A 23,384-nucleotide genomic window follows, 5' to 3' on the forward strand; every position below is an offset into this window, starting at 1 on the left:
CTCAGCCGCCCGCGAAGGGAGGCATGACGTCGATCACCGTGCCGTCGGGCACGAGCTGCTCGCGGTCACGTGTCGTGAGGCCGTCCACGAGGAACGAGCAGCGCAGCAGCACGTCGCGGAAGTCCGCGGCCGACACGCCTTCGACGGGGCGGACCTCGGTCAGGAGTCGCCCGATCGTGGGGCGTTCGCCGGCGGGGACGTCCACGCGCTGGTCGTCGCGGCCCACCGCGGTGCGGGCCGCCGCGAAGAAGCGCAGCGTGGCCGAGACGGCGGTCGGGGCGGTGCCCTCGACGGTGGTGTCGGGGTGGGTGGTGGTCACGTCAGCCTCCGATGGCGCTCATGGTGCGTTCGGGTTGCACGAAGTCGGGGTCGTCGATGCCGTGGCCCGAGGGCTTGGCCCACATGGCGCCACGCCACGCGTCCGCGAGCTCGTCGTCGCCGGCCCCGCTGCGCAACAGATCGCGCAGGCCGGTCTCGCCGCCGCTGAACAGGCAGCTGCGGATGCCGCCCTCGGCGGTCATGCGGGTTCGGCGGCAGTCGGCGCAGAACGGCTCGCTGACCGAGGCGATGATGCCGACCCGGCCGGTCAGACCGGCGTCGTCGCCCCGACCGACGGCGTCGAACAGCTCGGCGGGTGCGCCGTCGCGTTCGACGTCGGCGGGGCTCAGATCGAAGCGGGTGGCGATCAGCGAGTGGATGTCGCGCGAGGTGACGAAGGAGGCGCGGTCCCAGCTGCGGTCGGCGTCCAACGGCATCTGCTCGATGAACCGCAGCTCGTGGCCGCCGCGCAGCGCCCAGGCGAGCAGGTCGGGTGCTTCGTGGTCGTTGACGCCCGGCAGCAGCACGGCGTTGATCTTGACCGGGGTGAGGCCGGCGGCGGCGGCGGCGTCGACCCCGGCGAGCACCTTGTCGAGGAACGGCCGTCGGGAGACCTTCATGAACGTCTCGGCGTGCAGCGAGTCGAGTGACACGTTCACGCGGTCGAGCCCCGCGTCGGCGAGGGCCTGTGCCCGGTGCGCCAGGCCGATGGCGTTCGTGGTCAGCGAGACCTCGGGCCGCGGTTCGATGGCGGCGACCCGTCGAACGATGTCGATCAGGTCGGCGCGCAGCAGAGGCTCGCCCCCGGTGAAGCGCACCTGTCGGATGCCGAGGTCTCGGACGCCGATGCCGACCAAGCGCACGATCTCGTCGGCGTCCAGAGCCTGCTCGCGGGGGAGGGCCGGCAGGCCTTCGGCCGGCATGCAGTAGGTGCAGCGCAGGTTGCACTTGTCCGTCAACGAGACGCGCAGGTCGGTGGCGGTGCGGCCGAAGCGGTCGAGCAGCCCCGGTGCGGCATCGCTCGACGGCCGGGGCGGCAGCAGGGCGTCGGCGGAGGCCCTCCCGGGCATGGTGGGCAGTCCGAGCGAGACGGTCATCCGTCGAGGTTAAGCCCGCGGGGCCGAACGCGCGGTGTCCATCTTTCGTGACCTGCGCCTCCGTTCGTCCTCTGGCGCGCGCCACGAGGGGGCCATGAGGTGTCCGGAGACCTCCACCCGACGAGCGTCTCCGCGCATTCGGAACTATGGTGGCTCTCATGACGCAGATACGGATCAAAGACGCCGCGGCGTTTCTCGGCGTCAGTGACGACACCGTCCGGCGCTGGGTCGACCTCGGTCTGCTCACGAGTGAGAAGGACGCGGCCGGTCGCGGTGTCGTCGACGGTCTGTCCCTGGCGCGCCTCGCGCGCGAGAACGCCGTGCTGCCGGCCGATCCGTCCGAGGTCGGGCGCTCGGCCCGCAACCGGCTGGTGGGCGTCGTCACCGAGATCACGGCCGATCGGGTCATGGCCCAGGTCGAACTGCAGTGCGGACCGCACCGCATCGTCTCGCTGATGAGCAGCGAAGCCGTCCGCGAGCTGGGCCTCGAGCCCGGCTCGGTGGCCATCGCCGTCGTGAAGGCCACGACGGTCATCATCGAGACCCCCGGCGGGAAGGCCTGACCCGTGAGGCGAACCCCGAAGACCCTCGCCGTCCTGGCCGGTGCGACGACGATCGCCGCGGCTCTCGCCCTGACCGGCTGCTCCGGTTCGGTCGGTGACAGCACCACGAGGGCGTCCCCGTCCGCGTCGGCCGACGCCCTCGAGGGTTCGATCACGGTCTACGCCGCCGCCTCGCTCACGACGACGTTCACCGAGCTGGCTCACGAGTTCGACGAGGCCCACCCCGGTACGACGGTCGAGCTGACCTTCGCGGGCTCGTCCGACCTCGTCACCCAGATCACCGAGGGCGCGCCCGCCGACGTCTTCGCCTCGGCGGACGAGAAGAACATGGCCAAGCTGACCGAGGCCGGCCTCGTCGAGTCCTCGGCCCCCGAGGACTTCGCGACCAACGTGCTCACCATCGCCGTGCCTCCGTCGAACCCGGCAGGGGTGGCCGACCTCGCCGACCTGGCGCGATCCGACGTGAAGACCGTGGTCTGCGCCCCGCAGGTGCCCTGCGGGGCCGCGACCGTGACGGTCGAGCAGGCAGCCGGCGTCACGATCTCGCCGGTCAGCGAAGAGTCCTCGGTCACCGACGTGCTCGGCAAGGTCACCTCGGGCGAGGCCGACGCCGGACTGGTCTACGTGACCGACGTCGAGGCGGCGGGCGACAGCGTCGTGGGCGTCGACTTCGCCGAGTCGGACCAGGCGGTCAACACGTATCCGATCGCCCCCGTGGCCGACACGTCGAACCCCGAGGTGGCCCGGGCGTTCGTCGCCTTCGTCACGGGCGAGGTCGGGCGGGGCGTCCTCCAGGACGCAGGCTTCGGAACACCGTGAGGTCGGTCCCGGCCTGGATCGCGGTCGCCGCCGCACTCGGCGCCGCCTTCGTCCTGCTGCCCCTGGTCGCCATGGTGTCGAGGGTCGACTGGGCCGAGTTCGGGCCCCTGGTCACGTCCCGGTCGTCGGTCGCGGCGTTGTGGCTCAGCCTGCGTACCTCGGTCGCCGCGACCTTGATCTGCGTCGTGCTCGGAGTGCCGATGGCGGTGGTGCTGGCTCGCACCGAGTTCTGGGGCCAGAAGGTGCTCCGATCGCTCGTGCTGCTGCCCCTCGTGCTGCCGCCCGTCGTCGGGGGCATCGCCTTGCTGTACACCTTCGGGCGCCGCGGACTGCTCGGTCAGACCCTGGACGCGTTCGGCGTGACCATCGCCTTCTCGACCACGGCGGTCGTGCTGGCCCAGACGTTCGTCGCCCTGCCCTTCCTGGTGCTGAGCCTCGAGGGTGCCCTGCGCACGGTGGGCACGCGGTACGAAGCCGTCGCCGCGACCCTCGGCGCCCGGCCCACGACCGTGCTGCGGCGCGTCACCCTGCCCATCGTGCTGCCCGCCCTCGTCTCGGGCGCCGTGCTGTCGTTCGCCCGGGCACTCGGCGAGTTCGGGGCCACGCTGACCTTCGCGGGGTCGTTGCAGGGCGTCACGCGCACCCTGCCGCTCGAGATCTACCTGCAACGCGAGACCGACCCCGACGCCGCCGTGGCGCTGTCGCTCGTGCTCGTCGTCCTGGCGGTCGTCGTCGTCGCCCTCGCGCACCAGGCCGGCCAGTCGTCCGGTCCGGCCACGAGGAGGCGCGGGCCGTGACGCTCGAATTCGCCGCGGTGGTCGAGTCCCGCGGCTTCGACGTCGAGCTCACCGTCGCCGAGGGCGAGACGGTGGCGGTCCTCGGCCCCAACGGCGCGGGCAAGTCGACGCTGCTGGAGCTGATGGCGGGCCTGCTGCGACCCGACCACGGCACGGCCCGTCTGCGCGACCGGGTGCTGTTCGACCTCGACGGTCGCGGGCGCGGGTCCGTGCTGCGCCCACACGAGCGTGGAGTCTCGCTGCTCGCCCAGGACGCCCTGCTCTTCCCTCACCTCAGCGTCCTCGACAACGTCGCCTTCGGCCCGCGCAGCACCGGCGTGCCACGCCGCGAGGCCGGCCGCCGTGCCGCCGACTGGCTCGCCCGGGTCGATGCCACGGCGCTCGCCGACCGCCGGCCCGCCCAGCTGTCCGGCGGCCAGGCGCAGCGCATCGCCGTCGCGCGCGCCCTGGCGACGGACCCCGACCTGCTGCTGCTCGACGAGCCGATGGCCGCCCTGGACGTCTCGGTCGCGCCCGCCCTGAGACGGACGCTGCGCGACGTGCTGGCCGATCGCACCGTGATCGTCGTCACGCACGACGTCCTCGACGCCTTCACCCTGGCCGACCGGGTGGTCGTGCTCGAGGGTGGCCGCGTCGTCGACTCCGGCCCCACGCGCACCGTGCTCGAACGGCCCACCACCTCGTTCGCCGCCGGGCTCGCGGCGCTGAACCTGCTGACCGGCACGGCGACGGCCGACGGCGGTGTGCGACTCGACGACGGCACCGTGCTGGGCGCGCGCTCCGCCGACGGGCTGACGTCGGGCACGGCGGCGGCCGTGGCGGTCCGGCCGAGCGCCGTGCGCGTGACGACCGGGGCGCCGTCGGGCGCGACACCGCACGAGAACGTCCTCGACGTCGTCGTGACCGACCTCGAACCCCGTGGCGACGTCGTCCGGGTCCGGGCCGGGGACGTGTCGGCCGACGTCCTGCCGGGCGTCGTCGCCACCCTCGACCTCGTGCCGGGCACGGCGGTCCGGTTCTCGTTCGACGCCGGGGACGCCGTCGCCTATCTCGTCTGAGCAGGCCCCGGGCCCGACCTGGAGCCGCCCGGCCGGCGTCCGACGACTTGGCGCACCCGCGCGACGTCGCGCCCGACCCCGTCGAGCAGGCGGTCGGTGAACCCGGGTCCGGCCCGCCAGAGGGTCACGAGCAGGATCAAGAGAACGGCCGAGGCGAGCGACGCCCGCTGCAGGGCCATGCCCGGCTCGAGTTGGCGTACGAGCAGAGCGAGCGGGATCGCCAACCACTCGACCCGCCCGGTCAGCGCGACGAACGGGACGAGCAGCAGGGCGTACCAGGGGTAGCGAGGGCTGACGGTGACGAGCGTCACGCCGATCATCACGAGCTGCCCCAGCCACGGGTCGTGCGCCGGGGTCTTCACCCACACGATCACGGCCGTGACGCCGACGATCAGCACGGCGACCGGCGTCGTCCAGGCATCGGGCATGAAGGCCGACAGGAACACGAACCGCGAGCCGTCCTCGTAGCCCTCTTCGGTCAGGTAACCCGGCAGGTATCCGAGCACGCCCCACCCGGTCATCGCGACGTAGGGCACGTACAGCACGGCGAAGGTGACGACGGAGGCGCTGATCACCTTCCAGGGCTGCCCGCGCAGTAGGGCGGGTGCCGCGATCACCGGGATGAGCTTGGTGGCGATCGCGGCTCCGAGCGCGATGCCGCCGCGGAAGCGCCGACCGGTCGCGACGAGCAACGACGCGGCGACCACGAGCACGGCGCCGAGCAGGTCGACGTGGGAGTTGGTGATGCCCTCGCCGACCACGAGCGGGCACCAACCCCAGAGCGCCGCCCAGCGGGGGTCGAGACCTCGACGACGCAGGGTGGTCAGCAGGGCGAGGGTGGTCCCCAGCACGAGCACGAAGCCCATCGCCTGGAGCGGGAAGAACCCGGCGTCGGGTCCGACCACGGCCGACACCGCCCAGAAGTACAGCTCGGCCATCGGCGGGTAGATCGTCGGGACGTCGGGTCGGTTGATCAGCGTGCAGACGACGTCGCCGGTCTGGCTGTCGTAGGCGCGGTGCACCTGGCGGTCGGGCTCGCCGCAGCGTTCACCGATCGTGCCGTCGGTGCGGGTGAACGGCGTCGACTCGGGGAAGATCCACGCCGGTCGCAGGTCGCGCAGCTCGCCCGCGTCGGGCGTGTACTCGTAGGGCGAGACGCCGGCGGTCTGCACGATGCCGTCCCAGGCGTACCGGGCCGGGTCGGTGCTCGTGTTGGGCACGCCGGTGAGGCCCGCACCACCGACCAGTGCCGTGCCCGCGATCACGAGGGCCGTGACGTGTCGCACGGGCACCCGGCGCAGCAGCACGACCGCCAGCGCGAACAGCGCCCAGCAGACGGCGGTCCAGACCACGAAGTCGGTGCGCAGCTCTTTCATCAGGAACCCGACGTTCACCACGCCCCAGGCGATCGCCCCGGCCAATCCGAGGACGGCAACGGCCGCGAACACAGTACGCACGCCCCCAGTCTGGCCGAATCGGCCCTGGGAGTCCGTCCAACCCGTGCGCATCGGAGATGATGAGCCACATGAGACGATCGACACCATGAGGCGCCTGCTGTACGAGGCGCGCCGCGCCGCCTCGTCGCCGAACCGCAACGCCCGGTCGGCGACCGTCTTCGGTCGTCTCCTCGGCGCCGCGTTCGTCGTCTGCCTGCTGACCGGCCTGTACAGCCATTTCCTGCAGGAGCCGCTCGACGGGATGCGGTTCCCGACGAGCCCCGTCTGGCTCTACCAGGTGAGCCAGGGCATCCACATCACCGCCGGCATCGCCTGCATCCCGCTGCTGCTGGCCAAGCTCCACTCGGTGTTCCCCCAGCTCTTCCAGTACCCGCCGATCAAGCACCCCGTCGACGTGCTCGAACGCGCCTCCATCGCCCTGTTCGTCGCGACGACGATCCTCCAGCTGGTCACCGGACTGCTCAACACGTACCAGTACTACCCGTGGCCGTTCCCGTTCAAGCAGGTGCACTTCGCGCTGTCGTTCGTGATCATCGGCTCGCTCGCGATCCACATCGCGGTGAAGTTGCCGCTGATCACCCGCTACTGGCGGGCCCGGGACAGCTACGACGCCGACGGACGCGTCGTCGAGCCGTCGGCCGAACTCGACGAGGCCCGCGCCGCGTTCGTCGGCGAGTCCGAGGCGACCGCCGAGCTCGCCCGCTTCCGGGCGGTGCGTGACGCCGACGTGACGCGACGTGACCGGGACCAGCACGCCGCGCCTCCGGCTCCCGTCCGCGGACTCACGGGCCGCGTCATCCGCTGGATCGACTCCGCGCACGAGGTCGACCGCGAACCGGGCCGGGCCCGCGTGTCTCGGCGTGGTTTCTTCACCGCGGCCGGTGTCGCCACCGGGGGAGTCGTCGCCCTCACCGCCGGTCAGTCGTTCGCTCCGCTCTCGCCTCTGAACGCCTTCGCCCCGAGGCAGCGCGGACTCGGTCCGAACGACCTGCCGATCAACCGCACGGCCGCCGCGGCCCAGGTGCTCGAGACGGCCATGGACCCCGACTGGCGCCTCGACGTCGTGGTCCGCGGCGTCGCGACCTCGTTCACGCTCGACGTGCTCCGCGGATTCGACCGTGCCGACGAGCGCCTGCCGATCGCCTGTGTCGAGGGCTGGAGCCAGACCGGTGCCTGGCGCGGGGTCCGCCTCGTCGACCTGTTGGCCGCCGCCGGAGCCCCGACCGACCGTCGTCTCAGATTGACCAGCCTCGAGAAGAAGGGCGGTTACCGCGTGACCGAGATGGGCCCCGAGTACGCCTCCGACCCGCGCACCCTCGTCGCCCTCGAGTTGAACGGCGAGCCGCTCAGCATCGACCACGGCTACCCGGCGCGCATGATCGCCCCGGGCCGGCCCGGCGTGTTGCAGACCAAGTGGCTCAGCTCGATCGAGGTGCTCTCGTGACCGCGCGGGTGCCTTCGGCCGTGTCGAACCCAGGAGGCGCGGGCACCTCGAGCACCGTCCGCGTCGTCCGCGGGGTGCTGATCGCCCTCGGCGTCGCCCTGATCGGCCTCGGCGGCTGGGTGCTCACCGACACGGTGAACCCGAACCGGTACGGCGGGCTGCTGCTCTGGCTGGTCGGCTCGGTCGTCGTGCACGACGCCGTGCTGGCTCCCGTGGTGGCCGTGGTCTCGCTGGTCGTCCGGCGGACCGGGCGTCGTGTCCGTCCGGCCATCCTGTGGATCGTGCAGGGCGCCGTCGTCGTCGGGGCGATCTTCTCGCTGGTCGTCGTGCCCGAGATCGTCGCGAAGGCGAAGGGACCGAAGAACGAGACGGTGCTGCCGTTCGACTACGGCCTGCGCCTCGCCGTCCTCTGGCTCGTGATCGCGGCCCTGACCGCCGGCCTGGTCGCGCTCTACCTGGCGCGCAGGCGGCAGAAGGTGCGACCGTCGACCGACCAGGTCTGAGCGACCCGGAGACCGGCGCGTCGGGCGTGCCGGTGCAGGGCTTCCCGGCCGACCTCGGCCCAGGGGAAGGTCGCGCTCTCGTGACCCTGGTCGTCGACCACGTGGGCCTCGTAGCTGTCGTCGAGCGAGGCCTGGGGGGCGGTCTCGACGACGATCGAGCCGGTCGACGTGAGGATCTCGGCGCAGCGGGTCAGCAGCGCGGTCGGGTCGCCGCCGATGCCGACGTTGCCGTCCAGCAGCAGGGCGAGGTTCCATTCGCCTTCACGGGGCAGGGGGTCGAACACCGAGCCCCCGGCAACGGGCAGGCCGGCCTCGAGGGCCATCGCGACGGCGGTCGGTGAGACGTCGAGCCCGAGCACGGTGAGCCCGCGGTCGACCGCGGCGCGCACCATGCGCGCGGGGCCGCAACCGATGTCGAGCACCGGACCGGTCTCGTGGTCGAGGGTCGTGAGGTCGGCGGCGTCGGCGTCGGCGCTCCAGCGCGCCACGTCGAAGGGTTCGTCACCGTCGCCGGACGAGGGGGGCGACGCGGGCCGGCCGGCGGCACCGGCCATGCGGACGAGCTGCAGCTGGCCTTCGTGACGCAGGGCGCGGGCGTAGGGCTCCGCGCCTCCTGATCCGAAGGTGGCGGGTTGTTCGGGGGCGATGGTCACGGGGTGACCCCTTCTGTGGCGGGATCGGTCGTGCGGGCGACGCCGTTCGTGGTGGTGTTGGTGGCTTCGGCGTGCCGCAGGGCGGCGGCGAACCGGCTCTCGGGTGCGGTGGCCGCGACGAGGCGGGCGTCGTCGATGGTGTCGACGTCGACGAGTTCGGGCAGCATGCGCACGGTGAGGCCGGCGTCGGCGAGTCGGCGGAGCTGGTGGGCGCCCGTGTCGTCCTGGGACATCGGCACGCCGCGCAGCAGGTCGCCGGTGGGGCGGGCGAGGCCCAGAGCCCAGAACCCGCCGTCGTTCGCGGGGCCGAACCACGCGTCGACGTCGTCGGTCCAGTCGTCGAAGACCGGGGCGAGTGCCTCGACCGTCACCTGGGGCGTGTCCATGCCGATCAGCACGGTCTTCCCGTCGACCTCGTCGAAGAGGGCGCCGAGGCGTGCGTCGAGGTCGCCACCGATCTGAGGGATCACATCGAAGTCTTCGGAGCCGACGGGCCTGCGGTTGCCGTCGAACAGCAACACGCGCCGCGTGGCCAGGAGGCGGCGGGCGACCTCGAGGGTGTCCTGGATCGCGGCGGCCGCGACGTCGGCGGCCTGCTCGAGGCTGAGCGGGGGGTGCAGTCGGGTCTTGACCTTGCCCGGGATCGTCTCTTTCGCGATCACCACGAGGGTCGTCATCGGCCGACCTCCCTCAGGAGTCGGGACATGTCCTTGATCGCGACGGACGTCCCGCGGATGGTGCCGGTCACCTTGCTGCGGCCGACCCGGGGCGAGTACGGGGCGTCCTGTTCGACGATCCGCCAGCCGGCTTCGCTGGCGCGCAGCACCATCTCGAGCGGGTAACCGCTGCGGCGGTCCTTCAGGTCGAGGTCGAGCAGCGCCTGGCGGCGGGCGACGCGCATCGGCCCGAGGTCGTGCAGTGCCACGCCGCTGGCCCGTCGCATGAGGTGCGAGAGGGCGAGATTGGCGAGGCGCGCGTGCACCGGCCAGGCCCCTCGGGTGGTCGGGCGCCGGCGACCGAGGACGAGGTCGGCCTCACCGGCCATCACGGGGGCCGCGAGGGCCACGAGGTCGGAGGGGTCCATCGAGGCGTCGGCGTCGCAGAAGGCGACGTAGTCGGCGGTGGCGGCTTCGAGACCGGCGTGGGCCGCGCTGCCGAAGCCGCGCCGCGCCTCCTGCACCACCGTCGCGCCGTGGTCGGCGGCGACGCGGGCGGAGTCGTCGGTCGAGCCGTTGTCGACGACGATCGCGTGCCAGCCCTCGGGCAGTCGACCGAGCACCCAGGGCAACGCCCCTTCTTCGTCGAGGCAGGGAAGCACGACGTCTACTCGGGGGCTGCTCATCCTGTCGACTGTACGGATGCGATCCCATGAAGGTGATGGGAGCGGACGGTGCACGCCCCGAACGGGGGGCGTGCCGTCGTTCCGGTCCGTTCCCGGGGTGTCTCCGTCTAGCGGACGACCGCGGCGCGCAGCGGGGCGGTCGCGAACTCGTGCATGCCCTGCTCGAAGGTCACGCTCGGCCGCCAGCCCAGCTCGTCGCGGAGCCGTGCCGACGACGCCGTGACGTGCCGCACGTCGCCCGCGCGGTACTCGCCGGTGACGACGGGGGCCGGTCCGGCGGCCTCGCGGGCCAGGGCCTCGGCCATCTCGCCGATGGTGTGCACGGTGCCACTGCCGACGTTGAACGCGCGGAAGGTGTCGGCCGGTTGCGTGGCCGTCCACTCGAGGGCCGCGAGGTTCGCCGAGGCGATGTCGCGGACGTGCACGAAGTCGCGACGCTGGGCGCCGTCCTCGAAGACACGCGGCGCCTCGCCGCGCTCGAGCGCCGAACGGAAGAGCGAGGCCACACCGGCGTAGGGCGTGTTCTGGGGCATGCCCGGGCCGTAGACGTTGTGGTACCTCAGCGCGGCGGCCCGCCCGCCGGTGCTGCGCGCCCACGAGGTCGACAGATGCTCTTGCGTCAGCTTGGTGATGGCGTAGACGTTGCGCGGATCGAGCGGGGCCTCCTCGCTGATCAGCTGCGGCTCGAGCAGCTCGCCCGCCTCGTCGCGGGGGTCGAAGACGCCGGCGTCGAGATCGGCGATGCGGCGGGGCGCCGGGCGTTCGGTCGCGCCGGACGAGGTGCGGTAGCTGCCCTCGCCGTAGACGACCATCGACGACGCCACGACGAGACGGTCGACGCCGGCGCGGTCCATCGCCGCGAGCACGACGGCCGTACCGAGCTCGTTCGACGACACGTAGTCGGGCGCGTCCTGGAAGTCCACGCCGAGCCCGACCTTGGCCGCCTGGTGGCAGACCGCGTCGACACCCACGAGTGCCCGGTCGACGGTGTCGGTGTCGCGCACGTCGCCGTGCACGAAGTCGACCCGCGGGTCGATCGTCGGCTCGCCGCCGTGCACGTCCGGTCGCAACGAGTCGAGCACCCGCACCCGCCAGCCGCGCTCGAGCGCGAGGTCGACGACGGTCGACCCGATGAAGCCCGCCCCGCCGGTGACGAGCAGCAACCCCGGTCCGTCGGAGGTGGAGGCCGCGGTGGTCTCGTCGGACGAGGAGGCGCGGGGCGCGGTCACAGCGCGGCCTTCCGTCCCGAGACGGGCCGCGCGAGAACCTCGGCCACCGCCCCGGGCGGCATCAGCTCGCGCGGCGAGTAGTCGTCCGGCATCGCGGCGACGACGGACTCGATGGCCGCGACGATGCGCGGTTGGGCGGCCGCGAGTCGTTCGAAGACGAGCGAGGCGCTGACGGCGTCGGCATCCGGGGCGTCGCCCTCGGCCGGTGCCAGGCCGGCGTCGCTGTCGGTGACGTACGAGATGTTGACGGCTCCCATGCCGAGCTCGAGGGTGAGCGGGATCTCGGGGTACATCGTCATGTTGACCGTGTGCGCCCCCGCGGCGCGGAACCAGAGCGACTCGGCGCGGGTCGAGAAGCGCGGCCCCTGGATCACCACGCAGGTGCCGGTCGCGGCGAAGGGCTCGCCCTGCGCCTCGAGGGCCTCGATCGCGGCCGCCCGCAGCACGGGGTCGAACGGGTCGGCGGCGATGAGGTGCTGCACCTGGCCCTCGACGTCGAAGAACGTGTCGCGTCGTCCCCAGGTGCGGTCGATGAACTGGTCCGTCACCACCATGGTGCCGGGGGCGACGTCGGGGCTGACCCCGCCGACCGCCGAGGACGACACGATCGCCTTGGCACCCAGCGACGCGAGCGCCCACACGTTCGCCCGGTAGTCGATCAGGTGCGGGGCGACCGCGTGCCCCGCGCCGTGCCGGGTGAGGAACGCCACGCGCTTGCCGCCCAGCTCGCCGATCGTCACCTCGCTCGAGGTGGGGCCGTAGGGCGTCTCGACCACGTGTCGCGTCGCCTCACCGTCGGCGAAGAGCGAGTACAGCCCCGATCCGCCGATGACGGCGACGTCGACGGGCGGCGGCCCCGAGGAGGGGCGGGTGGGCTGGGGGACGTCGGTCTCGGTCGCGGGGTCGGTCACCCCCGATACGCTACTGACGATCGCCCGAGAGGAACCGCGTGCGCACCATCGAGACCCACCTCGCCGAGGTCACGGCCGTCGTCGAGGCCGCCGTGCGGGCCCGGCCGGTCGACGCGCTCGTGGTCAGCCCCGAGGCACTCGCCGCTCGCCCCGACCGGTACCGCGACCGGGTGCTCGCCGCCGACGTCGTCGCCCCGATCGACCTGCCACCCTTCGCGAACTCCCAGATGGACGGCTACGCCGTCCACACCTCGGGGCTCGACCCGGCCGGCCCCACCGTCCTCCGGGTCGCGCCGCGCATCCCCGCCGGACGGGCCGCCCCCGACCTGGTCGTCGGCACCGCGGCCCCGATCATGACCGGCGCGGCCGTCCCCGCCGGCGCGGACGCGATCGTGCCCATCGAGAAGGTCTCGCCCGACACGTTCCCTCCCGTCGGGGTCGACGCCGTCGTCGAGGTGCCCGCCGGCGTGTCCTCCGGGGCCTTCGTCCGAGCCGCGGGCAGCGACGTCGCCGCAGGCTCCGTGCTCTTCGCGGCCGGGACGCGACTGACACCCGCCCGGTGGGGCGTGCTCGCCGCCTCCGGCATCGACGCGGTCGAGGTACGCAGCCGCCCGCGCCTCCTCCTGGTCTCCACCGGCGAAGAGCTCGCGGCACCCGGTGCTCCCCTCGGGCCCGGCCAGATCCACGACGCGAACGGTGTCGCACTGGCCTCGGCGCTCGCCGAGATCGGCGTGGTCGTCACGACCGCCCGGGTCACCGACGACGCGGCCGCCTTGCTCGCCGTCGTCGCCCGGCACGCCGACGAGGTCGACCTCGTGCTGACGAGCGGCGGGGTCAGCGCGGGGGCGTACGAGGTCGTGCGCGACGCGTTCGAGGGCTCGGGCGTCACGTTCGGGCCGGTCGCCATGCAGCCCGGTGGTCCGCAGGGGTGGGGCACCGTGCGCGTGCACGACCGTGAGCTGCCCGTCGTCTGCTTCCCCGGCAACCCGGTCAGCTCGCTCGTGTCGTTCGAGGCCTTCCTGCGTCCCGCCCTGCACGGTGTCACGGCGGTCGGCCGACCCCGGCGGCGGTGGTCGGTGCCCATGGCGCACCCGGTGGACTCGCCGGTCGGCAAGCACCAGCTGCGTCGCGGGCGGGTCGACGTCGACGGTCGGGCCCACCTCGTCGGCGGGCCGAGCTCGCACCTGCTCGCCGCCCACGCCGAGGCCACCGTGCTGGTCTCGATCCCCGTCGGCGTGGACCGCCTCGACGAGGGCGACCGGGTCGAGGTCTGGGCGCTCGACGACCCCGCACCCCACGAGAAGGCCGACCGATGACCGACACCCCGCTCTCCCACGTCCGCGACGACGGCACCGCCCACATGGTCGACGTGACTGGCAAATCCGAGACGAAGCGCATCGCCACCGCGCAGGCCGTCCTGACCACCCGGCCCGACGTCGTCGCGAGGTTGGTCGACGGCTCGCTGCCCAAGGGCGAGGCCCTCGGTACCGCCCGCATCGCCGGCATCCTGGCCGCCAAGCAGACGCCAACGCTCATCCCGCTCTGCCACCCGCTGCCGCTCGGCGCGATCACCGTCGACTTCCAGACGGCCGAGGCGCAGGTCACCGTGATCGCTCGCGTCTCGACCCGGGGTGTCACCGGGGTCGAGATGGAGGCCCTGACCGCCGCCTCGGTCGCCGCCCTGACCCTCTTCGACATGATCAAGGCGGTCGACGCGCTCGCCGTCATCGGCGAGATCAAGGTGCTCGACAAGCAGGGCGGCAAGTCGGGGGACTGGTCACGATGAGCGGCGACGCACCCGAGGTCGAGACCCGTCGTGCCGTCGTCGTGGTCGCCTCGACGCGCGCCGCCGCCGGCACCGCCGACGACACGACCGGCCCCGTCATCCGCGACTGGTTCGTCGCACGGGGGTGGCTGGTCGAGGGGCCCGTCGTCGTGGCCGACGGCGAACCGGTCGGGGCGGTGCTCGAGGCCGCGCTCGAGTGGGGTGTCGACGCCGTCGTCACCACCGGGGGGACGGGCGTGTCGCCGACCGATGCGACCCCCGAGATGACCCTGCCGCTGCTCGATCGCGAACTGCCCGGCATCGCCGAAGAACTCCGCCGACGTGGTGCGATCTCGACGCCCCTGGCCGTCCTCTCCCGCGGGCTGGCCGGCGTGGCCGGCGGCACCTTCGTCGTCAACCTGCCCGGCTCCCGCGGCGGGGTGCGCGACGGGCTCGCCGTGCTCGACGACGTCCTCGACCACGTGGTCGACCAGCTGCACGGGGTCGACCACGCCCAGAACCGCCACCCGAGTCCCGAGGGGGCCGCATGACCGACGACGATCCGACCGTCCTGCCCGGCGGAGGCCACTCACCCGGCACCGCCGCACCCGGTTCCGCCGCACCCGGTCATTCCGCACCCGCCGCGGGCCGCGTGCTGCTCGCTCGCGTCGTCGACGTGACCGTGTCGGTGGCCGAGTGCTCCGCGCTCGTGACGAGCCGCGCCTCCGGGGCGGTCGTGACGTTCGAGGGCGTCGTCCGCGACCACGACGAGGGCCGAGGGGTCGAGGCCCTGCACTACGAGGCGCATCCGACCGCCACAGAGGTCATCCGCGAGGTCGCGCTGGCCGTGGCCGAGGCCCACCCCGAAGTCGCGATCGCGGTCGAGCACCGGTACGGCGACCTCGTCGTGGGCGACGTCGCCCTGGCCTGCGCCGTGGCGTCGGCCCACCGCGCCGAAGCGTTCGCGGCCTGCGCCGCGCTGGTCGACGAGGTCAAGGCCCGCACCCCGATCTGGAAACGCCAGGAGTTCACCGACGGCTCGGACGAGTGGGTGGCGTCGCTGGGCTGACCCCGGCTCCGCTCCGTCGAGTCGGGCGTGCAGCCCGGGCCGTCTACGCTTCTCTGGTGGCTCATCTACTCGGCGCAGAAAACCTCCGTCTCGAATTCCCGACCAAGGTCGTCCTCGACGGGGTGACCCTCGGCATCGACGAGGGCTCCCGCATCGGCGTCGTCGGCCGCAACGGTGACGGCAAGTCGACGCTCATGTCGGTGCTCGCCGGTCGACTCGAACCCGACGACGGCCGCGTGACGACCCGCCGCGGCCTGACCATCGGCATGCTCGACCAGCGCGACGTGCTGCCCGAGGGCGCCACGGTCGGCAGCCTGATCGTCGGCGACCGTGACGAGCACGAGTGGGCGGGCGACGCGCGCATCCGCGACGTCATCTCGGGGCTCGCCACCGACATCCCGTGGGAGGCCCGGGTCGAGGACCTCTCCGGTGGCCAGCGTCGACGCGTGGCCCTCGCGACCCTCCTCGTCGGTGACTGGGACGTCCTGTTCCTCGACGAGCCCACCAACCACCTCGACGTCGAGGGCGTCGCCTGGCTGGCGCAGCACCTCTCGCGCCGGTGGTCGACGAACTCGGGCGCGCTCGTCGTCGTGACCCACGACCGGTGGTTCCTCGACGAGGTCTCGACCGACACGTGGGAGGTCCACGACGGCATCGTCGAACCCTTCGAGGGCGGCTACGCGGCCTACGTGCTGCAGCGCGTCGAGCGGGACCGCATGGCCTCGGCGTCCGAGGCGAAGCGTCAGAACCTCATGCGCAAAGAGCTCGCCTGGCTCCGTCGTGGCGCCCCGGCGCGGTCGACCAAGCCCAAGTTCCGCATCGACGCCGCCAACGAGCTGATCGCCGACGAGCCGCCTGTCCGCGATGCGGTGCAACTGTCGCAGATGGCGACCGCGCGACTCGGCAAGGACGTCGTCGACCTCGTCGAGGTCGGTGTCTCGTTCGGAGACAAGCGCGTGCTGCAGGGCGTCGAGTGGCGCATCGCCCCGGGGGAGCGCACCGGTGTGCTCGGCGTCAACGGTGCCGGCAAGTCGACGCTGCTCAAGGTGGTCACCGGCGCCATCGAGCCCACCGAGGGGCGCGTGAAGCAGGGCAAGACGGTCAAGTTCGCGATCCTCGACCAGCAGCTCGCCGACCTGCACGAGGTCGCGCACGAGCGGGTCAACGACGTCATCGGCCGACAGCGCACCTCGTACGTCACGGGCGGCAAAGAGATGACGCCGGGGCAGCTGCTCGAGCGCCTCGGCTTCACCAGCGCCCAGCTGCAGACCCCGATCAAGGACTTGTCGGGCGGGCAGAAGCGTCGCCTGCAGTTCTTGCTCATCCTGCTCAACGAGCCGAACGTGCTGATCCTCGACGAGCCCACCAACGACCTCGACACCGACATGCTCGCCGCGATGGAGGACCTCCTCGACGGCTGGCCCGGCACCCTGCTCGTCGTGTCGCACGACCGGTACCTGCTCGAGCGCGTCACCGACCAGCAGTACGCGGTGCTCGAAGGCCGCTTCCGGCACCTGCCCGGTGGTGTCGACCAGTACCTCCAGCTGCGTCGCGAGGCGACCCAGAACCAAGGAGGCGCGACCGACCGCCCGACGGCCGTCCAGGGGGCGTCGGCCTCGGTCGCGGCCTCGGCCGCCGCCTCGGGCCTGTCGGGGGCCGAGAAGCGCAACGCCGAGAAGGAGCTCGGGTCGATCGACCGCAAGCTGGCCAAGGCGTCGGGCGAGCGCGAGGTGCTGCTGGCCCAGTTCGCCTCGTTCGACCAGTCCGACTTCGACGGCCTGGCCGCGTTGCAGGCGAAGCTGACGGCGCTCGACCACAAGACGGGCGAGCTCGAGGTGCGTTGGCTCGAGCTGAGCGAGCTGCTGGCCTAGGGCCGGGCGGGCCGAGCGGGCGGGCCGGTCGCGGCCGGTCGGCTCAGCCGCCGAGCGTGAGGCTCAGTGTGCGCAGCAGGTCGGTCAATCGGCGGCGGTCGTCGTCGCTGAGGTCGCTGAGCAGCGTGCCCTCGGCCGTGACGAGTCGTTCGATCGCCGCGTCGACCGCTCGGCGTCCCTCGCGCGTCATCGTGACGAGGATGCCTCGGCCGTCGTTGGGGTCGGTGCGCCGCTCGACCAGCCCGCGGGCCACGAGCCGGTCGATGCGGTTGGTCATCGCGCCGCTCGACACGAGGGTCTGCTGCAACAACGTCTTCGGGCTGAGCTGGTACGGCTCGCCCGCGCGGCGCAACGCCGACAGCACGTCGAACTCCCACGACTCGAGGTCGCTGGCCTGGAACGCCTCACGTCGGGCCCGATCGAGGTGCTTCGAGAGCCGGCCCACACGGGAGAGCACGTGCAGCGGTGCGAAGTCGAGGTCGGGACGCTCGTGGCGCCACGCCTCGACGATCCGGTCGACCTCGTCCTGCTCGGGCATCCGCCCATCATGCCCGAGGCCGTCGCCGGACGCGGGAGGCGCGGGTACGGGCCGGCGGGCGCCTCGCCTCCCGAGGGCGCTTCGGTCGGGCCGAGGTCTGGCAGAATGGTCCGGCGCGCACGCGCGGTCCGCCATGGTGTAACGGCAGCACGACAGCCTTTGGAGCTGTTAGGTCTAGGTTCGAATCCTGGTGGCGGAGCCCTCGAGACTGCAGATCGTGGTCGCCTCGACGGTCCGCCCCGCCCCGACCGTGGACGCCCCGGCGTCCGCCCGACGACGAGGACCACCGCCATGTCGAAGACCGGCTCCGTGCCGCCCCTCCTCCGTGCCGCCCTGCTCGGTGCCCTCAGCGGGTCGCGCTCGGCGACGCCGCTCGCCGTCCTCGCCCTGAACCACGACACCCGGGAGGCGCGGGGTGGCTGGCAGCGCTGGCGCCTGTTCCGCTCATCCCTCGGTCGCGGTGCCCTCGTGGCCGCCGGCCTCGGCGAACTCGTCGGCGACAAGCTGCCCGCCACGCCGAGCCGGGTCGGTGCCGGGCCGCTGTTCGGACGGGCTGTCTCCGGCGCCGTCGGGGGTGTCGCGATGGCCGGTACTGGCCGTCGCGGCACCCCCGTCGCCGGCGCGATCGCCGGTGCCCTGGGTGCCCTCCTCGTCAGCTGGTTCTTCTACCGGGCGCGGAAGGCCGTGGTCGAGAAGACCGGACTGCCCGACACCGTCGTGGCGCTCGCCGAGGACGCGGTCGCGATCTCGGGCTCGGTCGCCGTGGTCCGGTCGAGCTGACTCGACTCGTCCCCACCGGGTCACCGTCGGGCCGCCGTCCCCACACCGGGCGGGCGTCCCGGGGCCGGGGCGACTGTCGTGCGAGGATCGACGGAGATCACGCGCCACACCCCACCTAGGAGCACCATGCCCGAACGCCAGCTCGCCGTCGTCGTCCTCGCTGCAGGGCAGGGCACCCGCATGAAGTCGTCGACCCCGAAAGTGCTGCACCGTCTCGCCGGGCTGCCTCTGATCCAGCACGTCCTCGAGAGCGCCGGCGCCCTGCAGCCCGACCACCTCGTCGCCGTCGTTCGACACGAGCGAGACCTCGTCGTCGCGAGCGTGCTCGACACCGCCCCCCACGCGCTCGTCGTCGACCAGGACGACGTGCCCGGCACCGGTCGTGCGGTCGAGCAAGCGGTGGAGGCGCTGCCCGCCGAGTTCACCGGCGACGTCGTGGTCGTCAGCGCCGACGTGCCCTTCCTCGACCACGCGACGCTCAGCGCCCTGCTCGACCAGCACCGCGCCGCCTCCGCCTCGGCCACGCTGCTGAGCGCCGTCCTGCCCGACGCCACCGGTTACGGGAGGGTCGTCCGTCGTGGGTCGGGCGACGTCGACCGCATCGTCGAGCACAAGGACGCCACCGACGACGAGCGTGCCGTCCGCGAGATCAACTCGGGCACCTACGTCTTCACGGTCGCCGCCTTGCGCACCCACCTGCCCCGCATCGGCTCGGCCAACGCGCAGAACGAGAAGTACGTCACCGACATGGTCGGCCTGCTCACCGGCGCCGGCGAGGTCGTCGCCGCCCGGGCGATCGACGAGACCTGGCGTCTCGAGGGCATCAACGACCGCGTGCAGCTCGCCGCCGCGGCTCGTCGCCTGAACGACCGCATCGTCGAGCACTGGCAGCGCGAAGGCGTCTCGATCCTCGATCCGCAGACCACCTGGATCGACCGCGACGTCTCCCTCAGCCCCGATGTCGAACTGCTGCCGGGCACCCAGCTGCGCGGTGCGACGTACATCGCCGCGGGCGCGGTCGTCGGCCCCGACACCACCCTCGTCGACACCGAGGTGGGCGAGGGGGCCACGGTGAAGCGCACCGACGCGACCCTCGCGGTGATCGGTGCCCGCGCCTCCGTGGGTCCGTTCGCGTACCTGCGGCCCAACACCCTGCTGTCGGCCGACGGCAAGATCGGCACGTTCGTCGAGACGAAGAACGTGCAGATCGGCGCCGGGTCGAAGGTGCCGCACCTCAGCTACGTGGGCGACACCGAGGTGGGCGAGGGGTCGAACATCGGCGCCGGGACCATCACGGCCAACTACGACGGCGTGAACAAGCACCGCACCGAGGTCGGGTCACACGTCCGCACCGGGTCGCACAACGTCTTCGTCGCCCCCGTTAGGATTGGCGACGGAGCGTACACAGGCGCCGGAACGATCGTCCGCAAAGACGTGCCGGCCGGTGCCCTGGCGTTGAGCATCGCTCCACAGCGCAATGCGAGCGGATGGGTCGAGGCGAACCGCCCCGGCTCGGCGGCTGCCGAGGCCGCCGCTCGTGCCGAACGAACGACCGACTGAACCCGGTCGGGTTGGCCCCTCGGGGCCGGAGAGCGAGTGACGTGTCCGGAATCAAGATCACCGGCGAGAATCGACTCGTCCTGATCTCGGGGCGTGCGCACCCCGAACTGGCCAACCAGATCGCCGCCGAGCTCGGCAGCGAGCTGATCCCGACCGACGCCCGCACCTTCGCCAACGGCGAGCTCTACGCCCGCTTCGACGAGAGCGTCCGTGGCTCGGACGCCTTCGTCATCCAGTCGCACTCGGCTCCCATCAACGAATGGCTGATGGAACAGCTGATCATGGTCGATGCGCTGAAGCGCGCCTCGGCCAAGCGCATCACGGTCGTGGCGCCGTTCTACCCCTATGCCCGCCAAGACAAGAAGGGCCGTGGGCGCGAGCCGATCTCGGCCCGACTCGTCGCCGACCTCTTCAAGGCGGCCGGTGCGCACCGCATCATGAGCGTCGATCTGCACGCCCCGCAGATCCAGGGCTTCTTCGACGGTCCGGTCGACCACCTCTTCGCCATGCCGGTCCTGCTCGAGCACTTCCGCGCCAAGCTCGACAACACGACCCTGACCGTGGTGTCGCCCGACATGGGCCGCGTGCGCGTCGCCGACATCTGGAGCGAGAAGCTCGACGCCCCCCTCGCGATCATCCACAAACGTCGTGACCCGTTGGTACCGAACCAGGTCACGGTCCACGAGATCGTCGGCGACGTCTCGGGCCGCGTCTGCCTGTTGGTCGACGACCTGATCGACACCGGGCGCACCATCGTCAAGGCGGCAGAGGCCCTCAAGGCCGCCGGCGCCATCGGTGTCGTCGTCGCCGCGACCCACGCGGTGTTCAGCGACCCTGCACCCGAGATCCTCAACAGCGACTTCATCGACTCGGTCGTCGTGACCGACACCCTGCCGCTGACCGAGCACCAGAAGTTCGACAAGCTCGAGATCCTGCCGATCGCCCCGCTGATCGCCCGCGCGATCCACGAGGTCTTCGACAACGGTTCGGTCACCTCGATGTTCGACGGCGCCGCCTGACCCACCGGCGAACCCGGCCCGCCGTGGCCCGCCCCTCGTGGTCGGCAATTCAGGAGTTCGGCTGCACCGCGCCTCCTACGGGCTGCGCGGTCGGCCGCTCTCCTGAGTCCTCGACGTGGGGTGGGTGGGCGTGTGCAGGTCGTGTCCGGATCGTGCGGGCCGGGGGTTGAACGCGCCGGGCTCGCCTGTCGCGTCGGCAACTCAGGAGTTCGGCTGCGCCGCGCCTCCTGCGCCCGGTCCGGTGGGGCGTTCTCCTGAGTCGTCGACGCAGGACCGCCGCGCCGACACGACGGGCCGCGCCCGGACACGAGACGGGCCTGCCCGCCGACACACGCCGCCGCAGCGGCATCGCATCGACGGGCAGGCCCGTCAGAACCCGGGAGGCGCGGTGGGCGTCCCCGGGGATCTCTCAGTGGGTCGACGGCTCCGTCTCGATCTCGGACCGGTCGCCTGACCAGAGGGTGTGGAACGTGCCCTCCTCGTCGACGCGCTGGTAGGTGTGGGCCCCGAAGAAGTCGCGCTGCCCCTGGATGAGCGAGGCGGGCAGGCGTTCGGACGCGAGCGAGTCGTAGTACGACAGTGCCGACGCGAATCCGGGTACGGGAATGCCCGACAGCGCGGCCTTGGCGACGATGCGGCGCCACGCCTCCTCGCCGTCGCGGACGGCTGCGGCGAAGTAGTCGTCCTCGAGCAGGGTCGCGATCGACGCGTCCTTCTCGTAGGCGTCGACGATGCGGTTGAGGAACTGCGCGCGGATGATGCACCCTCCGCGCCAGATCTTGGCGATGGCGCCCTTGTCGATGTCCCAGTCGTACTCGTCGGCTCCGGCGATGATCGCGTCGAAGCCTTGCGCGTAGGCGACGATCTTCGAGGCGTAGAGCGCCTTCTGCACGTCGTCTTCGAAACCGTCGCCGGCCTCCTGGATCTCGGGCCGCCCCTGCAGGGTCTGCTGCACGGCCGAGCGTTGGGCGGGCTTCGACGACACGGCGCGGGCGAAGACGGCCTCGGCGATGCCACCGACCGGCACGCCCAACCCGACGCTGTTCTGCACCGTCCAGACGCCCGTGCCCTTCGAACCGGCCTGGTCGACGATGGAGTCGACGAGCGGGCCGTCGGTCTTGGCGTCCGTCTGGCGGAGGACCTCGGCCGTGATCTCGATCAGGTACGACTCGAGCTCGCCCTTGTTCCACTCCTCGAAGACCGCGGCGATGGCGGCGGGATCGTGGCCACCGACGCGTCGCAGCAGGTCGTAGGACTCGGCGATGAGCTGCATGTCGGCGTACTCGATGCCGTTGTGGATCATCTTGACGAAGTGGCCCGCGCCGTCGGCGCCCACGTGGGTGACGCAGGGTTCGCCCTCGGCCACGGCCGCGATCGACGCCAGGATCGGACCGAGCGTCTCGTAGGCCTCCTTCGAGCCGCCGGGCATGATCGACGGTCCCTTCAGGGCGCCTTCCTCGCCACCCGAGATGCCGGCGCCGACGAAGTTGAGTCCGCGCTCCTTCAAGGCGGCCTCGCGACGTCGCGTGTCCTGGAAGTTCGCGTTGCCGCCGTCGACGATGATGTCGCCCTCGTCGAAGGCGTCGGCGAGCTGGTCGATGACGGCGTCGGTGCCGCGACCGGCCTGCACCATGATGATGGCGGTGCGCGGCTTCTGCAGGGAGGCCGCGAAGTCCTCGATCGACTTCGACGGGATGAACCCCGCGTCGCCGTGCTCGTCCATCAGGGTGTCGGTGCGCTCCGGGGAGCGGTTGTAGACCGCCACCGTGTTGCCCTCGCGGCTGGCGAGGTTGCGCGCCAGGTTCGAGCCCATGACGGCCAGGCCGACGACTCCGATGTTTGCCTGTGGTCCTCCGTGTTCAGCCACGGTGCCTCCTTGTCGGTAGGGAACGGACCGACCATATGCCGCCCGGCCGGGCTGCCGTCCAGGTGCCGCGCCGCAGGTCGTGGGTAGGCTCTCCGGGCACGTGCCGCGACCCGGCGCCCGCCGCCGAGAAGACCCCGAGGACACCGTGACCCAAGCAGCTTCCTTCCCGCCCGTCGTCGTGATGGGGGTCTCCGGATCGGGCAAGTCGACGGTGGGCGAGCTGCTGGCCGAGACACTGGAGATCCCGTTCGTCGACGCCGACGACCTGCACCCCGAGGCCAACCGGCTCAAGATGGCCGAGGGGCACCCTCTCGACGACGCCGACCGCTGGCCGTGGTTGCGCATCGTCGCCGATCGCATCGCTGCGGCAGGCGACGAGTCGGTCGTGGTGGCCTGCTCATCGTTGAAGAGGGCGTATCGCGACGTCCTGCGCGAAGGCGATCCGCGCCTCCGGTTCGTCCACCTGACGGGCGTGCGCGACCTGGTCGCGCGTCGGCAGCGAGAGCGCAAGGGGCACTTCATGCCGGCCGGCCTGATGGAGTCGCAGTTCGCGACCCTCGAGCCGTTGACCGAGGACGAGGCCGGCTTCGAGGTCGACGTGCGCCCCGGCCCCGACGAGGTCGTGGCGGCCGTCGTCGCCCACCTCCGAGCGGTGCGCGGCGGCGAGCTCGAGCACTGACCCGGCGTCCTCGGGGGCGCCCGAGCCGAGGAGGCGCGGGTTGGC

25 protein-coding genes, 1 tRNA gene and 1 pseudogene are annotated in these 23,384 nt (G+C 72.3%); 17 read left to right on the plus strand and 10 right to left on the minus strand.

All coding sequences use genetic code 11. The features are described 5' to 3' along the window. Position 1: 1 nt before the first annotated feature. Positions 2 to 319, minus strand: coding sequence for a MoaD/ThiS family protein (locus HRF36_RS10510; RefSeq protein WP_173209548.1), 318 nt, complete (start codon positions 317 to 319; stop codon positions 2 to 4). A 1-nt stretch (position 320) separates the two neighbouring features. Then, entirely contained in the window at positions 321 to 1,415 is a 1,095-nt protein-coding gene (moaA, locus tag HRF36_RS10515) for a GTP 3',8-cyclase MoaA (protein ID WP_173209550.1), read from the minus strand. A gap of 158 nt (positions 1,416 to 1,573) precedes the next feature. On the opposite strand from moaA, the gene HRF36_RS10520 reads away from it, so the two are divergent. The 4 genes from HRF36_RS10520 to HRF36_RS10535 are packed head-to-tail and all read left to right on the plus strand — an operon-like array spanning position 1,574 to position 4,652. Then, positions 1,574 to 1,978 carry a molybdopterin-binding protein gene (locus HRF36_RS10520; protein ID WP_173209552.1) on the plus strand — a complete coding sequence of 135 codons (405 nt, stop codon included), beginning with the start codon at positions 1,574 to 1,576 and terminating at the stop codon, positions 1,976 to 1,978. 3 nt (positions 1,979 to 1,981) lie between these two features. Next, the gene (gene modA, locus HRF36_RS10525; protein ID WP_173209553.1) at positions 1,982 to 2,797 is read left to right on the plus strand and encodes a molybdate ABC transporter substrate-binding protein; all 816 of its coding nucleotides are present in this window, start codon (positions 1,982 to 1,984) and stop codon (positions 2,795 to 2,797) included. Then, on the plus strand, positions 2,794 to 3,594 hold the full coding sequence (locus tag HRF36_RS10530; RefSeq protein WP_371740109.1) for an ABC transporter permease: 801 nt from the start codon (positions 2,794 to 2,796) through the stop codon (positions 3,592 to 3,594). Before modA ends, HRF36_RS10530 begins: the two co-directional genes overlap by 4 nt. After that, a complete protein-coding gene (locus HRF36_RS10535; protein WP_173209555.1) occupies positions 3,591 to 4,652 on the plus strand; it encodes an ABC transporter ATP-binding protein in 1,062 nt (353 codons plus the stop codon). Before HRF36_RS10530 ends, HRF36_RS10535 begins: the two co-directional genes overlap by 4 nt. On the opposite strand, the gene HRF36_RS16320 is transcribed toward HRF36_RS10535, so the two are convergent. Then, positions 4,640 to 6,109, minus strand: coding sequence for a glycosyltransferase 87 family protein (locus tag HRF36_RS16320; RefSeq protein WP_173209557.1), 1,470 nt, complete (start codon positions 6,107 to 6,109; stop codon positions 4,640 to 4,642). The two genes, HRF36_RS10535 and HRF36_RS16320, sit on opposite strands and share 13 nt — an antisense overlap. Before the next feature lie 85 nt (positions 6,110 to 6,194). Between HRF36_RS16320 and HRF36_RS10545 the strand changes: the two genes are divergently transcribed. After that, a complete protein-coding gene (locus HRF36_RS10545; RefSeq protein ID WP_173209559.1) occupies positions 6,195 to 7,553 on the plus strand; it encodes a molybdopterin-dependent oxidoreductase in 1,359 nt (452 codons plus the stop codon). Further along, the gene (locus HRF36_RS10550) at positions 7,550 to 8,056 is read left to right on the plus strand and encodes a hypothetical protein (protein ID WP_173209561.1); all 507 of its coding nucleotides are present in this window, start codon (positions 7,550 to 7,552) and stop codon (positions 8,054 to 8,056) included. Before HRF36_RS10545 ends, HRF36_RS10550 begins: the two co-directional genes overlap by 4 nt. Here HRF36_RS10550 and HRF36_RS10555 read toward each other — a convergent pair. From HRF36_RS10555 to HRF36_RS10575, 5 genes are all read right to left on the minus strand, one after another. Beyond that, positions 8,005 to 8,709 (minus strand): methyltransferase domain-containing protein, encoded by a 705-nt coding sequence (locus tag HRF36_RS10555; RefSeq protein ID WP_173209563.1) that lies wholly within the window; start codon positions 8,707 to 8,709, stop codon positions 8,005 to 8,007. The two genes, HRF36_RS10550 and HRF36_RS10555, sit on opposite strands and share 52 nt — an antisense overlap. Continuing rightward, positions 8,706 to 9,386, minus strand: coding sequence for a DUF2064 domain-containing protein (locus HRF36_RS10560; RefSeq protein ID WP_173209565.1), 681 nt, complete (start codon positions 9,384 to 9,386; stop codon positions 8,706 to 8,708). The genes HRF36_RS10555 and HRF36_RS10560 overlap by 4 nt, the downstream gene beginning before the upstream one ends. Beyond that, complete coding sequence (locus tag HRF36_RS10565; RefSeq protein ID WP_173209567.1) at positions 9,383 to 10,051, minus strand: glycosyltransferase family 2 protein; 669 nt, start codon at positions 10,049 to 10,051, stop codon at positions 9,383 to 9,385. The genes HRF36_RS10560 and HRF36_RS10565 overlap by 4 nt, the downstream gene beginning before the upstream one ends. A gap of 107 nt (positions 10,052 to 10,158) precedes the next feature. Beyond that, a complete protein-coding gene (locus HRF36_RS10570; RefSeq protein ID WP_173210044.1) occupies positions 10,159 to 11,214 on the minus strand; it encodes an NAD(P)-dependent oxidoreductase in 1,056 nt (351 codons plus the stop codon). A 62-nt stretch (positions 11,215 to 11,276) separates the two neighbouring features. After that, positions 11,277 to 12,191: an MTAP family purine nucleoside phosphorylase gene (locus HRF36_RS10575; protein ID WP_173209569.1), complete on the minus strand. Its 915-nt coding sequence runs from the start codon at positions 12,189 to 12,191 to the stop codon at positions 11,277 to 11,279. A 38-nt stretch (positions 12,192 to 12,229) separates the two neighbouring features. Between HRF36_RS10575 and glp the strand changes: the two genes are divergently transcribed. The 6 genes and pseudogenes from glp to HRF36_RS10600 all read left to right on the plus strand — a co-directional run bounded on the left by glp (position 12,230) and on the right by HRF36_RS10600 (position 16,896). Continuing rightward, complete coding sequence (glp, locus tag HRF36_RS10580; RefSeq protein WP_173209571.1) at positions 12,230 to 13,507, plus strand: gephyrin-like molybdotransferase Glp; 1,278 nt, start codon at positions 12,230 to 12,232, stop codon at positions 13,505 to 13,507. After that, entirely contained in the window at positions 13,504 to 13,977 is a 474-nt protein-coding gene (gene moaC / locus HRF36_RS10585; RefSeq protein WP_173209573.1) for a cyclic pyranopterin monophosphate synthase MoaC, read from the plus strand. The genes glp and moaC overlap by 4 nt, the downstream gene beginning before the upstream one ends. After that, the gene (locus HRF36_RS10590) at positions 13,974 to 14,507 is read left to right on the plus strand and encodes a molybdenum cofactor biosynthesis protein B (RefSeq protein WP_173209575.1); all 534 of its coding nucleotides are present in this window, start codon (positions 13,974 to 13,976) and stop codon (positions 14,505 to 14,507) included. Before moaC ends, HRF36_RS10590 begins: the two co-directional genes overlap by 4 nt. Beyond that, the gene (locus tag HRF36_RS10595; RefSeq protein ID WP_173209577.1) at positions 14,504 to 15,025 is read left to right on the plus strand and encodes a molybdenum cofactor biosynthesis protein MoaE; all 522 of its coding nucleotides are present in this window, start codon (positions 14,504 to 14,506) and stop codon (positions 15,023 to 15,025) included. Before HRF36_RS10590 ends, HRF36_RS10595 begins: the two co-directional genes overlap by 4 nt. Positions 15,026 to 15,147: 122 nt before the next feature. Beyond that, a pseudogene (locus HRF36_RS16325) lies at positions 15,148 to 15,550 on the plus strand (ATP-binding cassette domain-containing protein); the annotation flags it as partial. An 11-nt stretch (positions 15,551 to 15,561) separates the two neighbouring features. Then, positions 15,562 to 16,896: an ABC-F family ATP-binding cassette domain-containing protein gene (locus tag HRF36_RS10600; RefSeq protein WP_371740141.1), complete on the plus strand. Its 1,335-nt coding sequence runs from the start codon at positions 15,562 to 15,564 to the stop codon at positions 16,894 to 16,896. A gap of 43 nt (positions 16,897 to 16,939) precedes the next feature. Here HRF36_RS10600 and HRF36_RS10605 read toward each other — a convergent pair whose 3' ends face one another. Next, on the minus strand, positions 16,940 to 17,434 hold the full coding sequence (locus tag HRF36_RS10605) for a MarR family winged helix-turn-helix transcriptional regulator (protein WP_173209581.1): 495 nt from the start codon (positions 17,432 to 17,434) through the stop codon (positions 16,940 to 16,942). Positions 17,435 to 17,561: 127 nt separating this feature from the next. Here HRF36_RS10605 and HRF36_RS10610 point away from each other — a divergent pair. The 4 genes from HRF36_RS10610 (at position 17,562) to HRF36_RS10625 (ending at position 20,793) form a co-directional block, all read left to right on the plus strand. Next, positions 17,562 to 17,633, plus strand: a tRNA-Gln gene (locus tag HRF36_RS10610). A 92-nt stretch (positions 17,634 to 17,725) separates the two neighbouring features. Next, entirely contained in the window at positions 17,726 to 18,214 is a 489-nt protein-coding gene (locus HRF36_RS10615) for a DUF4126 family protein (RefSeq protein WP_173209583.1), read from the plus strand. 126 nt (positions 18,215 to 18,340) lie between these two features. Then, positions 18,341 to 19,774 carry a bifunctional UDP-N-acetylglucosamine diphosphorylase/glucosamine-1-phosphate N-acetyltransferase GlmU gene (glmU, locus tag HRF36_RS10620; RefSeq protein WP_173209586.1) on the plus strand — a complete coding sequence of 478 codons (1,434 nt, stop codon included), beginning with the start codon at positions 18,341 to 18,343 and terminating at the stop codon, positions 19,772 to 19,774. A gap of 41 nt (positions 19,775 to 19,815) precedes the next feature. Then, the gene (locus HRF36_RS10625) at positions 19,816 to 20,793 is read left to right on the plus strand and encodes a ribose-phosphate diphosphokinase (RefSeq protein ID WP_173209588.1); all 978 of its coding nucleotides are present in this window, start codon (positions 19,816 to 19,818) and stop codon (positions 20,791 to 20,793) included. Positions 20,794 to 21,202: 409 nt separating this feature from the next. On the opposite strand, the gene gndA is transcribed toward HRF36_RS10625, so the two are convergent. Further along, positions 21,203 to 22,606 (minus strand): NADP-dependent phosphogluconate dehydrogenase, encoded by a 1,404-nt coding sequence (gene gndA, locus HRF36_RS10630; protein WP_254281279.1) that lies wholly within the window; start codon positions 22,604 to 22,606, stop codon positions 21,203 to 21,205. Positions 22,607 to 22,805: 199 nt separating this feature from the next. Between gndA and HRF36_RS10635 the strand changes: the two genes are divergently transcribed. Then, on the plus strand, positions 22,806 to 23,339 hold the full coding sequence (locus HRF36_RS10635; protein WP_371740110.1) for a gluconokinase: 534 nt from the start codon (positions 22,806 to 22,808) through the stop codon (positions 23,337 to 23,339). Positions 23,340 to 23,384: the final 45 nt, after the last annotated feature.

The sequence above is a fragment of the Frigoribacterium sp. VKM Ac-2836 genome, from assembly GCF_013248995.1.
In the GTDB taxonomy this organism is placed as follows: domain Bacteria; phylum Actinomycetota; class Actinomycetes; order Actinomycetales; family Microbacteriaceae; genus Frigoribacterium.

Coding starts and splice junctions, on each gene's coding strand:
- moaA (WP_173209550.1), bottom strand. CDS start 1,415: ATGACCGTCTCGCTCGGACTGCCCACCATGCCCGGGAGGGCCTCCGCC.
- HRF36_RS10520 (WP_173209552.1), top strand. CDS start 1,574: ATGACGCAGATACGGATCAAAGACGCCGCGGCGTTTCTCGGCGTCAGT.
- HRF36_RS10545 (WP_173209559.1), top strand. CDS start 6,195: ATGAGGCGCCTGCTGTACGAGGCGCGCCGCGCCGCCTCGTCGCCGAAC.
- HRF36_RS10560 (WP_173209565.1), bottom strand. CDS start 9,386: ATGACGACCCTCGTGGTGATCGCGAAAGAGACGATCCCGGGCAAGGTC.
- HRF36_RS10565 (WP_173209567.1), bottom strand. CDS start 10,051: ATGAGCAGCCCCCGAGTAGACGTCGTGCTTCCCTGCCTCGACGAAGAA.
- moaC (WP_173209573.1), top strand. CDS start 13,504: ATGACCGACACCCCGCTCTCCCACGTCCGCGACGACGGCACCGCCCAC.
- HRF36_RS10590 (WP_173209575.1), top strand. CDS start 13,974: ATGAGCGGCGACGCACCCGAGGTCGAGACCCGTCGTGCCGTCGTCGTG.
- HRF36_RS10595 (WP_173209577.1), top strand. CDS start 14,504: ATGACCGACGACGATCCGACCGTCCTGCCCGGCGGAGGCCACTCACCC.
- HRF36_RS10605 (WP_173209581.1), bottom strand. CDS start 17,434: ATGCCCGAGCAGGACGAGGTCGACCGGATCGTCGAGGCGTGGCGCCAC.
- HRF36_RS10615 (WP_173209583.1), top strand. CDS start 17,726: ATGTCGAAGACCGGCTCCGTGCCGCCCCTCCTCCGTGCCGCCCTGCTC.
- glmU (WP_173209586.1), top strand. CDS start 18,341: ATGCCCGAACGCCAGCTCGCCGTCGTCGTCCTCGCTGCAGGGCAGGGC.
- gndA (WP_254281279.1), bottom strand. CDS start 22,606: ATGGGCTCGAACCTGGCGCGCAACCTCGCCAGCCGCGAGGGCAACACG.